The 15,372-nt window shown below is 45.2% G+C and carries 14 protein-coding genes; 13 read left to right on the forward strand and 1 reads right to left on the reverse strand.

From position 1 onward, the window contains the following. Positions 1-6: 6 nt before the first annotated feature. From WBG78_RS16240 to WBG78_RS16295, 12 genes are all read left to right on the forward strand, one after another. Entirely contained in the window at positions 7-846 is an 840-nt protein-coding gene (locus WBG78_RS16240; RefSeq protein ID WP_337327503.1) for an alpha/beta hydrolase, read from the forward strand. Positions 847-919: 73 nt separating this feature from the next. After that, the gene (locus tag WBG78_RS16245; protein WP_337327504.1) at positions 920-1,519 is read left to right on the forward strand and encodes a hypothetical protein; all 600 of its coding nucleotides are present in this window, start codon (positions 920-922) and stop codon (positions 1,517-1,519) included. Positions 1,520-1,659: 140 nt separating this feature from the next. Then, the gene (locus WBG78_RS16250) at positions 1,660-4,764 is read left to right on the forward strand and encodes a DUF5107 domain-containing protein (RefSeq protein WP_337327505.1); all 3,105 of its coding nucleotides are present in this window, start codon (positions 1,660-1,662) and stop codon (positions 4,762-4,764) included. A 62-nt stretch (positions 4,765-4,826) separates the two neighbouring features. Then, positions 4,827-6,575 (forward strand): VanW family protein, encoded by a 1,749-nt coding sequence (locus WBG78_RS16255; RefSeq protein ID WP_337327506.1) that lies wholly within the window; start codon positions 4,827-4,829, stop codon positions 6,573-6,575. Between the two features lie 113 nt (positions 6,576-6,688). Further along, positions 6,689-7,210: a hypothetical protein gene (locus WBG78_RS16260; RefSeq protein WP_337327507.1), complete on the forward strand. Its 522-nt coding sequence runs from the start codon at positions 6,689-6,691 to the stop codon at positions 7,208-7,210. Positions 7,211-7,259: 49 nt separating this feature from the next. Next, positions 7,260-7,760: a hypothetical protein gene (locus tag WBG78_RS16265; protein WP_337327508.1), complete on the forward strand. Its 501-nt coding sequence runs from the start codon at positions 7,260-7,262 to the stop codon at positions 7,758-7,760. Positions 7,761-7,830: 70 nt separating this feature from the next. Further along, positions 7,831-8,469, forward strand: a complete 639-nt coding sequence (locus WBG78_RS16270; RefSeq protein WP_337327509.1) for a hypothetical protein — start codon at positions 7,831-7,833, stop codon at positions 8,467-8,469. Between the two features lie 20 nt (positions 8,470-8,489). Then, positions 8,490-9,038 carry a hypothetical protein gene (locus WBG78_RS16275; protein WP_337327510.1) on the forward strand — a complete coding sequence of 183 codons (549 nt, stop codon included), beginning with the start codon at positions 8,490-8,492 and terminating at the stop codon, positions 9,036-9,038. A 105-nt stretch (positions 9,039-9,143) separates the two neighbouring features. Further along, positions 9,144-9,665 carry a DUF4269 domain-containing protein gene (locus WBG78_RS16280; RefSeq protein ID WP_337327511.1) on the forward strand — a complete coding sequence of 174 codons (522 nt, stop codon included), beginning with the start codon at positions 9,144-9,146 and terminating at the stop codon, positions 9,663-9,665. A 30-nt stretch (positions 9,666-9,695) separates the two neighbouring features. After that, positions 9,696-10,508 (forward strand): alpha/beta hydrolase, encoded by an 813-nt coding sequence (locus WBG78_RS16285; RefSeq protein WP_337327512.1) that lies wholly within the window; start codon positions 9,696-9,698, stop codon positions 10,506-10,508. Positions 10,509-10,644: 136 nt separating this feature from the next. Continuing rightward, on the forward strand, positions 10,645-11,124 hold the full coding sequence (locus WBG78_RS16290) for a hypothetical protein (protein WP_337327513.1): 480 nt from the start codon (positions 10,645-10,647) through the stop codon (positions 11,122-11,124). A gap of 23 nt (positions 11,125-11,147) precedes the next feature. Further along, positions 11,148-11,432, forward strand: coding sequence for a hypothetical protein (locus WBG78_RS16295; RefSeq protein WP_337327514.1), 285 nt, complete (start codon positions 11,148-11,150; stop codon positions 11,430-11,432). A gap of 7 nt (positions 11,433-11,439) precedes the next feature. Here the strand turns inward: WBG78_RS16295 and WBG78_RS16300 are convergent, their stop codons facing one another. Beyond that, positions 11,440-13,623: a TonB-dependent receptor plug domain-containing protein gene (locus WBG78_RS16300; RefSeq protein WP_337327515.1), complete on the reverse strand. Its 2,184-nt coding sequence runs from the start codon at positions 13,621-13,623 to the stop codon at positions 11,440-11,442. A 1,099-nt stretch (positions 13,624-14,722) separates the two neighbouring features. Here WBG78_RS16300 and WBG78_RS16305 point away from each other — a divergent pair. Beyond that, on the forward strand, positions 14,723-15,370 hold the full coding sequence (locus WBG78_RS16305; protein ID WP_337327516.1) for a DUF4291 domain-containing protein: 648 nt from the start codon (positions 14,723-14,725) through the stop codon (positions 15,368-15,370). Positions 15,371-15,372 lie beyond the last annotated feature (2 nt).

Genomic DNA, 15,372 nt, shown 5'->3' on the forward strand with positions numbered 1-15,372 from the left:
CTCTCCATGCAAAGCACCATTCAACCACAAACAAACACGTTCGTTTCCGAAGAAGGACTTAAAGTTTCTTACAGGAATTGGAAGACATCCGGTAGTCCGAAGGCAATAGTAGTTCTTGCCCACGGTTTTAATTCACACAGTGGATATTTCCAGTGGACTGCTGAGCAATTGATTGCCCGGAACTATGTTGCTTATGGAATCGACTTTCCGGGAAGAGGAAACTCCGACGGTGAACGCTACTATATCGCTGACTATAATCAATTCGTCACTGAACTCGACAAGCTTGTCAATATCGCGAAGGCAGCTCACCCTGGATTGCCCACATTTCTGTTGGGCCACAGCGCAGGCGGCGTATTGTCATCTATTTATACTTTAGAGCACCAGGACAAGCTAACTGGCTTTATCTGCGAGAGCTTTGCGTTTCAGGTGCCGGCACCGGACTTTGCGCTGGCAGTGTTAAGGGGAGTAAGTCATTTGTTTCCTCATGCACATGTGTTAAAGCTTAATAATAAAGATTTTTCACGCGATCAGGCAGTAGTTGATGCAATGGACAGCGATGTTCTTCTTGCGAACGAAGTGCAACCAACCAAAACGGTGCAGCAGTTATCGTTGGCAGATATTCGGTTGAAGGACGAGATGCCTAAGATTGAACTTCCATTGTTTATCATTCACGGTACATCGGATCATGCGACAAAGCCCAGCGGAAGTCAGTACTTCTTCGATCACGCTTCATCAAAGGATAAGACACTAAAATTTTACGAAGGTCACTATCACGATCTGCTGAACGACCTGGACCGGGAAATCGTGATGAGTGATATTTTGAGCTGGTTGGATAAGCGCGCATAAGCTGAATTATCACGTACTTACTGCGTGTAGCTTCATTATGTGTTATTTTTAGAGCCATCTTCATGGTTCTGTAATGACAAGTAAGGGTAGGCGTAATGCAGTAATAATTCTAACGGTATTCTTAGCCTTCTGGGGCTGCGAGGAATTTTTCAGAAGAAAAATTGGCGGATTTGCAGGTAGCTATCCTTTTGTCGAGTCATGGGAGTTGGAGGCAAGTGAATCGGAGGTAATAGCGGCAATAGTTGAGTTGAAGAAGGAAAACCCCGGATTGCAGCCACCTGGCGAAACAGAATTATTCAAACCAAGGAAGTTGGATTATGACTGGGATACAGATGAAATGAAAACGTATTTCATGTTGCATCTGAAAGACTCTACCGTCCAACCGCCTGCAATGACCAAAGCAAATACTACGTCGTCGCCGTACTGGCTTTATGTCAATTTTTATTATGCTGGTACAAAGCAAGTTGTTCATGCCTGGACAAGACCAGCAATTGATACAACAAATACTACGTTTGCTTTCGTTAGCCTGAGTCCCCTGGGCAACCCGTCAGATCAAAGGTTGATTAACCGTGACTTTTGGTACGTCGCGAATAAGATTGAAATATGGAAATTCAAATCGCGGTTCGTTGATCAGATAAGGGAGAGGATTGAAAGGAATAGAATGAAAAGGTGACAAGCCACACAACTTCGCGAAAAGGAAATTTTCAGGATAAAGACAACAACAGCTGCAATCCACCTATCTTCGTTATGCGGCTCTCTGAGTGTCAAGCCAGCAGCACCTGACAACCTTTAACCTGCAAAACCTCGTTGCAAATGCGAAAATGTTTGTTCGCCCTCCTGTTGATCATAAACGTCCTGGCGTATTCACAAAACCCGTCGACCTTAAAAGAATACAAAAAGGTATTTCGCACCTATGGCTTTTCCGATCCTGATCCGATTCCAAAGATTGGCCCGGTATATCCCTATTTTCGGTTTGATGGTTATACCAACAAGCCGTCGGACAGGGAATGGAAGGTTGTTGAACTGGAGAACGATTATGTAAAAGTGATGATTCTCCCGGAGGTTGGCGGAAAGATCTGGGGAGCATGGGAGAAAAAATCGGGACGTCCTTTCCTGTACTACAATCAGGTAGTGAAATTCCGCGACGTTGCCATGCGCGGCCCGTGGACGAGCGGAGGTATAGAAGCCAACTATGGGATCATAGGTCATACCCCCAACTGTGCGACGCCAGTGGACTACATGACAGAAACGAAAAGCGACGGAAGTGTGAGCTGTTACATCGGAACGCTTGATCTGCTTACACAAACGTACTGGACTGTTGAGATTAATCTTCCCAAAGATAAGGCCTGGTTCACCACACGATCGTTCTGGTACAACGGTTCGGGTATGGAACAGCCGTACTACTCCTGGATGAATACGGGCATCAGGGCAGCGGGCAATCTCGAATTCATCTATCCCGGTACCAGGTACATCGGTCACGACGGCGAGTACGCCGACTGGAAGATCAACAAGGACAACGGTAGGGATATTTCCTTCTACGAGCAGAACAACTTCGGCGGATATAAGTCGTATCACGTGTTTGGCAAGTACGCCGATTTCTTTGGTGCTTACTGGCACAACGACGGCCTGGGAATGGCCCGCTATTCACCACACGACGAGAAGGCAGGTAAGAAGATCTGGATCTGGGGTCTTTCACAACAGGGTATGATCTGGGAAAAGTTACTGACCGATACCGATGGCCAGTACGTTGAAGTTCAATCCGGACGACTCTTCAATCAGGCATCGCCGGGAAGTACATATTCGCCCTTCAAGCATACCGGGTTTGCACCTTCGTCGGCCGACAGCTGGACGGAATATTGGTTTCCAGTGATGAAGACTGGCGGATTCGTAAAGGCAAATCAGTACGGAGCACTGAATGCCAGGTCACGCAACGGCTACCTCAGAATTGACTTCTCGGCATTGGAGCAACTCGACGAGCCACTGCAGATCCTGGAGGGCGAGCGGTCGTTGTACGATAAAAAAATTAACGTGAAGCCATTGAATGTATTCACGGACTCAATAGTTTTTCAGGGAGCTATCGATAATATCATAGTAAAACTTGGTACGGATAAGATGATCTATCGGGCCGATCCAAAGGACGGCGTTCTGTCGAGGCCCGTTGATACACCCAAAAACTTTGACTGGACCTCAGTCTATGCACTTTATCTTCTGGCAAAGGAAGATGTCGATCAGCGCTTCTATGTTACCGCCGAAGAGAAGTTTCGAAAATGTCTTGCCAGGGATCCCAATTATCTCCCGGCATTGTCGGCGATGTCAATGCTCAAGCTCAGGAACCTGAATTACGATTCGGCGCTTCATTATGCGCGTCATGCTTTGAGTATCGACACGTACGATGCAGCAGCCAACTACTACTATGGACAAGTAAACTTAAGATTAGGAAACACAACCGATGCGAAAGACGGCTTCGACATCGCGGCATTGTCGATGGAGTATCGTGATGCTGCCTTTACCAGTCTGAGCAAGCTCTATTTTGGTGATGGCAACCTGACAAAGGCCGTATATTATGCTCGGAAGGCCGTCGAGTTTAATGCAAACAACGTGGAGGCTATACAGGTCATGGCAACTGCAGCACGCCTCCAGGGAGATAAGAATGCCGCCGCTGAGTCGCTCGAACGCCTGACAGCGATCAATCCATTGAACCACTTTGTCCGCTTTGAGAAATACCGTTCGGAGCCGTCGGAAGCAAACGCCACAACTTTCAGGTCGCTGATCAGGAACGAGATCTCCAGCGAAACCTATCTGCAGCTTGCCGAATGGTACTACTCACTGGGACAGATCAATGAAGCCCTCACCGTGCTGCAACTATCGCCGGAGCATGCTGAGATAAGCTATTGGATTGCTTATTTCAAGAGCAGGATGAAAGACAAAGAAGCATTCCCTTACCTTGAAAAGGCAGACAAGCTCTCACCAAATCTAATCTTTCCATTCCGCCTAACGAGTTTAGAAGTTTTTAAATGGGCAGTTGAGAATTCAAAAAGCTGGAAGCCGAAGTATTACCTGGCACTTCTTTACTGGAGCAGGAACGATCTTGATCCAGCCAGGACGTTGTTCAACGAGTGTGGCAATCCTGACTACCCTCCGTTTTATGCGGCACGTGCGGAACTGATGAAGAATGATGGTTATGCGAACGACGTCAAGAGGGCGGCGCAACTTGATCCGCGTGAGTGGCGATATGGCAAGCTTCTGGTCAATAATTATATCGAAACGAAGAACTATGATCTGGCACTCGTAACAGCAAAGGAATACAACAAAAAGTTTCCACAGGACTTCCGGATCAGCATGCTGCTGGCGAAGTCGTTGTTGCTGAACAAACAGTACAAAGCTTGCAGCGACTTATTGGACAAGATCAGCATCCTTCCTTACGAAGGAGCTACCGATGGCAAGCAGCTCTACAGCGAGGCCTGGATGATGCAGGCGATCGATCAGCTGAAACGCGGTAAGTATCGCGAGGCGACGGCATCGGTTAGTAAAGCACGCCAGTGGCCCGACCGTTTGGGCGTTGGAAAGCCATACGACAATGACATCGACGACAGAGCGGAAACTTACCTCGACGCCTTGATCCTGGAGAAATCAAAGAGCGCCGCTGCGGAACAAAAATGGCAGGCCGTGATCGCGAATAAGACCGGCTACAGGAATGCCAATATGCTTCTGAGTGCGCTTGCATTGAAGAAGGCCGGTCGGGAATCAGAAGGAGAGAGGCTCTTGATGGATTGGAAGAAGGCCCAGCCTTTTAACAAGGTTGCCGACTGGTGCGCGAGTGCCTTCCAGGGATACATAGCTCCGTTGCCGGATGAGCTTCAGAATAATGGTTGTCTGAGGGTTGTAAGAGAGATCGTTTTGGCGGCTGGCGGGAAATAGCCTTGCTCAGGCTGCCAGGCCTGACGACCGCGAAAGGCCATAACTATTGTGTATAATTAGAAATGGCGACTTTGAAAATATTAACTGAAAAGCATAATCTGATAAGTGAGACGAAGTTTCATTTAAAGTCGTTTCTATTAATCCTTAAGCGGCAGCTTCAAAACACCTTTGCCGACAACAGGAAGTTCACAGACAATCGACAGCTAAGATCCCAGTCAATTATTTCTGTTTCTGAGAGTAATCTTTGGAACATTGACGACAACGAACAGAACTGGATTCTGACGGCAGGAAAAATTGAGAACTTGCGTTTAGCCGCAAGACGACTAAACGGAATTGAAGTTGATGCAAACAGAACGTTCAGCTTTTGGAAACATTTGGGAAATCCAAACATCGGAAAGGGTTATGTAGTAGGCCGGGAAATCAGAGAGGGCTGTATCGTGCCGACAATTGCAGGCGGACTTTGCCAACTCTCAAACGCTTTGTATGATGCAGCATTGAAAGCAAACTTTGAAATCATTGAGCGCCACCGGCACACAAAAGTGATTAAAGGTTCATTGGCCGAGCAGGATCGGGATGCGACTGTGAAATGGAATTATGTTGACCTGCGTTTCAGATCAAACAACTCTTTCAGAATTGAAATTGATATTACTGCCGATAAGCTAATTGTCAAGTTTCGTAGCATTGGAAGAAACAGTTCATCGGTGGATGTTAATTCAAAGGTTTTACTTCAGTCCTCAAAACTAAATGACTGCTATTCTTGTGGCAACTTTGAATGTTTCAAGCATCCCGACAGGACTGCGATGAGACAGGAGAGAGCTATTACAACATTTATTCTTGACGACAAATGGAGTGAGTATGACAACTACATAAAAACAATTTCAGCCAACAAGGATTGTTTCGTTGTTCCACTTTTCAAAAGTAGATTTATTAAAACCAGTCGTTACGATTGGACAATTAAAAATGCAAAGAATGTTAAGGCAACCTCGTTCGAAGCGATAAAAAGGGCATTGCATTTACGTGTTGCGTCTAAAACGCAGAATAACATTTTTTCATTATTGCTTCGTCTTGACAGAAAGATAGCGCTAGCTGCATCCAAACTTATCCCGATCGAAAGCACTCATCTTGTAATCTCACAAAACTTACTGCCGTTTATGTGGGAGCAAGGTGTTTTAGGCGGACGTACATTCGATGTTCTGATGAGCCGTTTGCCCATGGAAAAGCTACATCAACGGTTAGATATTGCTCACAGACAATTTCCCGAAAGCAAAACGCTTAATGACTTTAGAGCTTCGCAAGCTTTGATTGAGTTGGAAAATATTGCTTTAACCAGGGCGCGTCATATCATTACGCCACACAAGGAAATTGCGGAGATCTTCAACAACAAGTCTGTTAAATTGGATTGGGTCCTGCCGACCGTCAAAACCAGGCACACATCGGGCGACAAAATTCTTTTCCCTGCATCTGCAGTGGGAAGGAAGGGGGCTTATGAAATAAGGCGACTTGCTGAAGAGTTAGGTCTCACAATTGTTCTAACAGGACAAGCAATGGAACACAAGGATTTTTGGAAGGGAGTAACAACAGAATTTGCTGGCAGCAATCCGTTGGACAATGTTCGGTTGGTTGTCTATCCCACTTATGTAGAGCATCAGCCACGGCTAATATTGAAAGCGCTTGCGGCCGGAATTCCTGTTATTACTACAACGGCTTGCGGACTTTCACCGACGGACAATTTGACCATAATTCAGATTGGAGACTACGAAGCTTTAAAACAAACAGTAAAACAACGGATTGATGACAAACCGAACGACTGACATAGTTATGATCTCGACAAAAGGTATAAACCACGTCGGTACGGTTGATATTAAAGTACTATATTGCTCAACCGCAACTCCCGAAAGTTAGAAGTTGTTTGTATTTCGGACTCATGGGATTATTGAGAATAATTTCGGAACTCTTTTTTGGCATTAAGTTCATCAGCGTAGCAAAGTCTTTTATTTCCAGAGACGAGTTATTTCAGTTGACCTTTGACGACAATTGGGTTTACTCAAAAAAGGGTAATTCATTCTATAGTTTCCACAATCTAAGAGATGATTTGAAAGGAGGACTTCAGCTTTCGATCTCGTGGAATGTAAATCCACCTGAATCGATGAATGAAAAGGAAGCAGTATTGGACTTTATATACACGAGCGAAAACGAGCATGTTGACTATGAGACTGTAATGATCTCTGATCTTCAGGCTATCTACTATCGCAAAGAAAATACTGACTCTAACATGACGTTTTATAAGTGGTACATTTACCACGAGAAAATCTTGTTAGTTATGACATTTATGATCTTTGATGGAGAATCAAATAAAGTGAAAGATATGTGGATCAAAAGGCTGGATGGCATAGTCAAGAGTTTAAAGCTGGATGCTAACAAATTTAAAACGACGCGAATGCGTTGAGTTGCTTTATTGCTGAAAGTTGGGTCTCACAGTCATTGACGATAGGACAATGGAATACTTTAAAATATCAAAGACCGTAAATCAATATTGGTTCGAACCAGACTATGTTAATTTTGAAAAAACTAACTGTGCTGGATTGACCATCGATTCGACGCGCCTGGACGAGTTCCAAAAGAAATTATTCAAAAACTTCAAGTATGACCTGGTGGTGTATATCGATAGAGCTGATGAAACCAGGTTCGGACTCGCAGCCCTAGGTAGCATTGACAAGACGTTCGTCGAATATCCGTTGATAAAAGAACTGGAGAAAGATAGAATTGATTCTTTTGCGATTAGAAGTTTTCGGCCAACAAGATTCGGTGGCCGAATTGAAGTTATGGCTCGTTACAAAGATGGGCAAGAGCGAGAGTTATTTCAGCCGATGATAAGAAATATCAGATATGATATTTGGGACTGGTGTGTAAAAAAGTATGTCATAGACCCAATGAATGATATTTCAGAACTGACTGGAATTGGAATTGGCGAATTGATACAGGAATACGAGCCATAGGTGGCACGAGTGCGCCTATGCGTGGCGTTTGGTGAACTTTTGTTTCGGACGAATTAGTTTGTTATACAACATGATAAGAGCACTGTCATTATCGGTTTTGTTCCTGCTGGCCCAGAATGCCTTTGCAGACGTTGGGTCGTCTCATATCATTAAAGCCAAAGTCATTTTTAAGGGTAAAGAGCAAGTTGGATATTTTCAGGTCTGGGGTTATCTATATCTCACAGAGGACTCACTGAACTACGATGCGCCAGAGTTTACCCGAAAGGTCAGGAATTGGGTATATGGAGATACGATCAAATTCTATTCGGAGCTTATCTTTGTCAAAGATTGCGACCTTACTATACTGCCGGTTGATAAATTTATCAGGATCAACAAAAATGACATCTCCAAAATATATCCACTGTCATTAATTAGTGACAATCAATGGTACTTTTCTTATACTAGGTTGCGTTCCAGCGATAGGGGTTGGGTACTTGGTCGGGTTCGTGCTGAGCAGCAGATGATTGTGAAAGAGAGTGAGCTATGTACGTACTCAGTGTTGTATTTTAGCGATCCGGATAGCATAAGTAATGATCTTGTTAAAAGGCTGCAAACGGAAGTCACCAAAGAGTTCGCGACTGGAAAGGAGAACTCTACGAACATCGAACCACTGCTTGCAAAGCTTAGGGAATTGAAGGTCGTGATTCTTATGCATTGTTCTCCAACGTAAATATAAGCGACTTACATCCGATGTTACGATTATCAAAAGACAAGGTCACGTCATGCCTATGGGTTTACACTGAAATTAATGATCCGTGGGAAGGCAAGAGAAGCACGTTTCCAGACCTTAACAATGAAGACAAGGAAAGGTACCTGAGAGAGATCAATTTTGGCGTAGATCAAAAGCACACCAGGGACTTTTTGACCTTTTTGGAGTATGCAACCCGTGAGGAAGCTACACAATTGACAATCGAACTAACTGATGTTCCGCCCAGGACTCCCAGATGGCTGGATGATCCGACAGACTATTTTAGCTGGCCCAGAATGTCATTCAGGGAGCTATCGATCGTCAGTGATAGTCGTTCTTATTGCGTGATGGATACAGCAAATTTGAAATTTGAGCTGCACGTGACGCGGGAGAAATGCTTTGAGTTGTTTTCCCGGGTGTATATATGCAATACGATCTATGCCACCGGATGGGATAATATTGTTCAGGTTGATTTGAAATCGGGACTTAACTACGAGAAACGAGATTTTGTTGTTTGGGGAGTGGTGAACGGTGAACCAATACATTACTAAAGAGCGGGCGGTCTACAGTGCATCGGATCCTGGAGATTGGAGCTAAGAAGTCGTTTGTCCGGTGGAACACCAATCTGCTTCCGTTATTTGCCGAGAAAGACGAATATGTATATAGATTTCACGAGCTTAGATTACCTGAAAAATGGCACCGATAGGCAGCGCCTCGCCTTTGTAACATTAACGGAGAATGAGGTTCTCACAAAGCTTCGCGAATATGATCCCTTACTCGTAGGCACTATTCCGATCAACATTGATATTGAAAACAGTGACCTTGACATAATCTGTTATGTGCAAAATAGCAATGAATTTTCGGAGAAGGTGCGGAGCTGTTTTGGTATCTATGAGGGCTTTGAGCTTAATGAGTCGGCTGACAACAACGCCGTGATTGCCAGGTTAAGAATTAACGATTTCATGATTGAAGTTTTTGGACAGAATACACCTACCCGGCAGCAACACGCTTTCCGTCATATGACTATTGAGTACAAACTGCTATGTGAACGCGGCGAAGCCTTTCGACAACGAATTATTGAGCTGAAGCGTCAGGGATACAAAACTGAGCCTGCGTTTGCGCTTGTACTCGGGTTGGTTGGAAATCCTTATCTTGAATTATTGAAACTTGAGAAGTAACCAACGATTTCCATTACTGTCTGTAAGCCAATGGTTAGAAATCCGCCGAAGAAGCGACACCTTTATGCGGAATGGCGGCATTTGGATTCCGTCATTGTGCTGGGGACGTTGACAGGCGAATTGTTCAAACGCGATATTCTGATCACGTGTCCGATTAATCGGTTGGAAGCATCTGACGTGGGAAAGTGGTTGGAGGATTCTGAAAGTGAAGGAGCACTTCTCTTCTTCCATGCCATGTGGGGACAGCAGGCGCAATTCCATCGAAAGAACCTTCGTTCAATAGATACAATTCTTGGCAATCAGCCGGACTGCGGTATACAGACAGTAATTTCTTTCATTTGGCACGCAGGGGGTGCGTTGTATACGCGCAATTGGCATCAGGCCTCTGCAAAAGGCGAATCACTCGGATGGTTTATCGGGTGGATATGTACTCATTTCAGTAAGGTGAACGTATTGTGCCATTCGATGGGAAGCCGCGTCTTTGAGGGGGCATTACGAACTTCAGGTCATCACACTGGGATCGGTCCGCGGTTTAATACCATTGTCCTTTTTTCACCCGACCTCGACGCTGCAGTAGACGACCCTGACTTCGTGCGGCTTCGCCAGGCAGCGAGGCGTGTAGTAGTATTCAGGCATCGGCGCGACAGACTGCTGTTACTTTCTCAGTGGGCCCATAGAAGGGAACGACTTGGCCGAAGTGGTCCCAGGGGCAACATAGCAGTTGCTGCTTTGATGTCTCCGTTGTCGGTGATTGATATGACCCAGCATGTCCGTGGCATTCAAAATCATACGCATTTAGATAAGAATTGGGTCCAGCAGTGCATTGGGGATAAATTGAAATGAAATAGATTAGACTACATGGCCTGGACAAATAATGTAACACTCCTCAATCAGCGACCAACAATGCCGAGTCGCGAATTATTAAAGGCTATTTAAGGGCGATAAACTTTTGATTTGGGAATTGAAATTACTGAAATAAATGAGCGTACGCATTAACGGTTATGCAAAACATCCCGATTCAATTGTCGGAAAAATTGAGTGCCTGGGTTATTACGAGGTTAAGCTGGATGCAATCCAGAAACATAAGCTAAGCGAATTCCCGATTGAGTTCTTTGGCGATATTCTACTCATCACCGAGACCGGCAGGCTCGATTGGTTGAACGACATTGGACTTAACAGGAGCAGCTTCATCTTCTATGATCTGGCTTCCAATTATTTCAGTGGACAGAGCCTGAAAACGGTAGACGGCGAGACCCGCGGACTTATGTTTGAGCCGTCATTAATGCATTACGCGATTACAAAGCTTCTGGATAAGCAAAAAGTCCTGATTATCAGTTTTGACAGCTTTATTCAAAATGAAATAAGAGACAGACAAGAGATTGAGAAGCTTATGGAATTGAAAAAGCTTGTTGAAGAGACAATCGAAAAGCAAGGCATGATAGGGATTGTGATTGGATAATAACATAACCGGGACATCCACTGATGCTTGAGAAAATAGTAACTCTCACAATTGCCTGTGCAGTGCTCTCACTCTGCTGCGTGGGACAAGATGCGCGAATCAAACAAATCGAGGCTACTGTCGGATTGATTAATAACAACAATAGCCTGGTCTTAAATGAGCTTGATGCTAACGAGCTTTACAATCAGTCGTTTGACGGTGGCGGAACCTGTCATCATGGTGTTGGCTGGTCGCAGGATAGCAACTTTATTGACTTAAAGCGGAAAAACTCCGCAGCTTTCGCCACGGAGTTTCCCTTTATCAATTAACCTATTCTTAGAAATCGAAGCTCACGCCGCCAAGGACCATGGCTGGAGTCGCATCTGATTTGTAGTATTCAATTGACTTTTGATTCAGCAGGTTCTTGCCAGTGACGAAGATCGAAATGGCCTTCACCGGAGTGTAAGATACCTTTGCATTCACCAGCGCCTTGCCGTTGATGTGCTCGATACCACTCTTGCCGTCGTTGATCAATGTATTATCAAGCTGATAGAACGTCTGCTTGGAGAACCAGTACGTATTCAGGTTTACGTTGAACTTCGAACTGATGCTGTAATTGATTTGCGCACCACCATAAGCCTTCGGAGTGAACTTGTGATTTGTCTCGGTTCCGATTCCTGAGTTCACATTGTACGCGGCAGGATCATAGTTGTTGTTGATGCCTGGTGCAGCGTCGCTGGTCGAGAAGTACTGAGAATAGTCTTCAAGCTTCGTATTCTGCAGCGTGATGAAAGGCTTGATCTGAACCTTGCTGATAACCGCCGTGAGGGAAATGCTCACGCCTGCCTGATGTACGGTCATTGGGATGTTTTCAATACTCATGGCCGTGTTGGCAACGATAGGATAGTTCTCAGGGGTGAACGACGTTTCATCCTGTATTAGTGCCGAGTAGTTGTTCGTCGTCGTGTAGTATCCCTCGATATCAAGTGACAAATTGTTTCTCAGCATTGAACGGTATCCGAGTTCCATCATGTCTGAGTGAAGCAGCTCAAGGTTTCTGTTACCCGTTACCGCATACTGACTGTACATGCCACCGCCGATTGGATTGACCGATGAATAACTTACAAACGTGTCGAAGATGAACGGTGAACGGTATGCCCTGGAATACACAGCACGTACGATGTTCTTTTCGTTAAGCTTGTACGACAACGCTGCCTGGTAGGAAGCAAACCATTTCGAAGGGTAAGTGAACTTGTCCATGCGAACACCACCGGTAAAGCGCATACGTTCCTGGAGGAACTTATAATCCAGTCGCAGGCCGCCACCAAACGTGTTCATGGTTTGTGTGCCGCCGAAAGTTCCGCCGCCGTTGCTGACGTCCCAGTATGCTCCGTCCTTGTAGGTTGCCGTTCTGTAGGTAACGCCCGGCTTAACAGAAAGACCATGAATGTTAATATCATACTCGGCTGTAGCATCAACTACATCGTAGTCGTACTTTGATCCCTGCATACCCATCACCGGTGCCTGCACTGCGGTAACGTACGATACCTGCGTGCTGAGTCCATAGGTCTGTGCCTGGAAGTCAACATACTTAGAATTCGTCGACGTTGTGCTCATGTTGGTAACGGAGTTATCGAACATGATGGACTGCACCTTTGAATCCTGCAGACCTGTTGCAAGGCTGAAATGCGAATTGCTGTTAGCCTGGTAGTTGACAAACGCGTTCACACCGTACTTCTTCATCGACTTGTCAGGATCAGGATAGCGCTCGTCTGTATTCGGTACGCCGAGGTCGGCGGGTGAGTCCACCCATTGTCCGGTAGCGTTGTTCCAGTAGAGGCCATTCGAGCGGTCGCGCACCTGAGTGTTTCCTGAAACCGTAACATCGAATTTGTCATTGAACTTGTATCCGACGCTTGCGTTGGCGATACCTGTGCTCATCGATCCGAACTGGCCACCACCGCGAACGGTGAGTCCTTCTTTAGCAAGTTTCGTCGTGATGATGTTGATTACACCCGATACAGCGTTAGGACCGTATAGAGTAGACGAAGGACCACGTACCACTTCGATCTTTTCAACGTCGTTGAGATCGATTGGAAGCGATTCCCAAAACGTACCACCCTGTAGATAGTTGTATACCGGGCGGTTATTGATCATCACCAGCGTAGTTGTGTTGGTTGATGAAAGAATAAGTGAATTAGGCGGCACGTTGTCCAGGCCGCGAACGTGTATATCATAGTTGCCGTTGGAGATCTCGCGGACGATCACGCCGGGAACAAGGCGCAGCGCCTCCATAATAGAGGTGGCTCCGGAGTGTTTGATTTCTTCGCGCGTAAGCACTGAAGCAGAAAGTGAAGCATCAAACAGACTTTCCGCTTTCTTGGACGCGGAAACGATTTGAATGTTCATAAGTTCTTCAAGACTAAAGGAATAGAGGTCTGTTGAATCCCGTTGCTGGGCCAATCCCATCCCCGCCGAGCACGTCATCGCTAGCCCAAGAGTAAGTTGTTTCAGTTTCATGAGTGTTTTTTATTTCGTGTCGGCACACGCAAATACTATGGAGAAGATAGGGGATGACTAACGTTGCCCTACACGCCGGGTGGGAAATGCCTTAAAACATCGCCTAAACCAACAGTTTCTTTCAGGAAGCGATTTATTACCGCAAAACAGCGGGACGAACTTTGTTCGATTTGGGAATGAATAGTTTCATCTCAGGAATAACGACGATTATTTCTATTTTTTACCACCCTCTTTTCGGGCATTTACAATGATATTGTAGAGGTATTTTCACAGTGACTATAATCCCTTGAGAATCTGTCATTGTAAGAAACAGCGGTTATGTTGACGTTATAGGTAAGCTCAGATGATGCGTTTTTCAACTGCATTCCTTTTTTCAAACGGTGGATATGCTCTAAAACACTATGCGCCGATAAATCTATTTCAAATATCGTGGAGATATGTCTACGCGTCCGGCGAGTCCCGACGCGTGCGATGTGATGTAATTTTATTGTGAAGGTTGTGTTAGATGACGTTTTAAAGATTGCCTTCTCAGAGGCCGAAAAACTCCCCGCTTCCCGATCCGGGATTTCGGTAAAGTCTATTTTCAGTATTAATAATAAAATGCTCTCAGATAAGCCTGATCAGTCACATCTTCCATTAGAAAGGCCGACTGCTGATATAGCCGAAAAGCGCAATGCTTGGAGAAGCATGATTGGTCGATTGCGTGACTTTCCACCTGGGAACGCATTCTATGTACGAACCGAATTTTGCGTACGACACCCAATAATGCAGCACCACAAAATTGGAAAGCTTCCGTGTGATTATGTATAAACTGATATTAGTTGTAGTGCTCTCTCGCATAGGTCATTTCGCGCACAGTCAGGACGATGTGTGCGCATGTAGTGCCACAATTCTTTGCAATTCGGCAACGACTTCACAAGTTTCTTTCCTCCAAACTTAATGAGACATACGAATACACCAAAGGACTTCTTTCGAAAATTACTTACTCCTTTGAGAAGAACAAATGTATTATGACCTTTGAATACAACTGAGATAGGAGCACCATCAGGGCGTTTGTAAGTGAATATTTTAGTGATAAGTTTGGACGTTATCTGCGCTTATGTTTGACTTAAAGACCGAGCCATACCATCAGTCTGTTGAACGCCTTCCTCCTAGCGGACAGCAAATCATCGGATACCAGAACGATAGTTCAATTGTGGTGTATCAGGCGTATAAGCGGAGCACTGCGGACTTCGCAGCTAAGAATCAGGTCTTTGGCGGCGATGGGTTTAGCTACAACAGGATGTCCTGGATCAAACCCAATTTCCTGTGGATGATGTTCAGATGCGGATGGGCAGAGAAGGAAGGGCAGGAAGGTGTTCTGGCAATTACTCTGTCGAAAACGTTCTTTCTTGAGATATTGAGTAAAGCCATTATCTCGTCATTTAACACCGACTACTACTCAGACCAAAACAAATGGAAGGAGGACTTAAGCAATGCTGATGTCAGATTGCAATGGGACCCCGATCACGATGCGCTTGGTAACAAAATTACACGAAGAGCAATTCAGCTTGGCCTGAAAGGCGAGATGCTGGAAAGGTATGGCAAGAGTGAGATTATAAGTATCCGCGATATCACGCCATTCGTAGTTGAACAAAAGAAGCTGCTTGATTATGGCAATACACAAGCGCTGGTTGTGCCCCACGAAACGATTTTTCAAATAGACGATGCTAATCTTGCTACGCGGATTGGAATAAGATTGACGTAGTC

Origin of the sequence: Chryseolinea sp. T2, from assembly GCF_037203685.1 — a bacterium.
GTDB lineage: Bacteria > Bacteroidota > Bacteroidia > Cytophagales > Cyclobacteriaceae > Chryseolinea.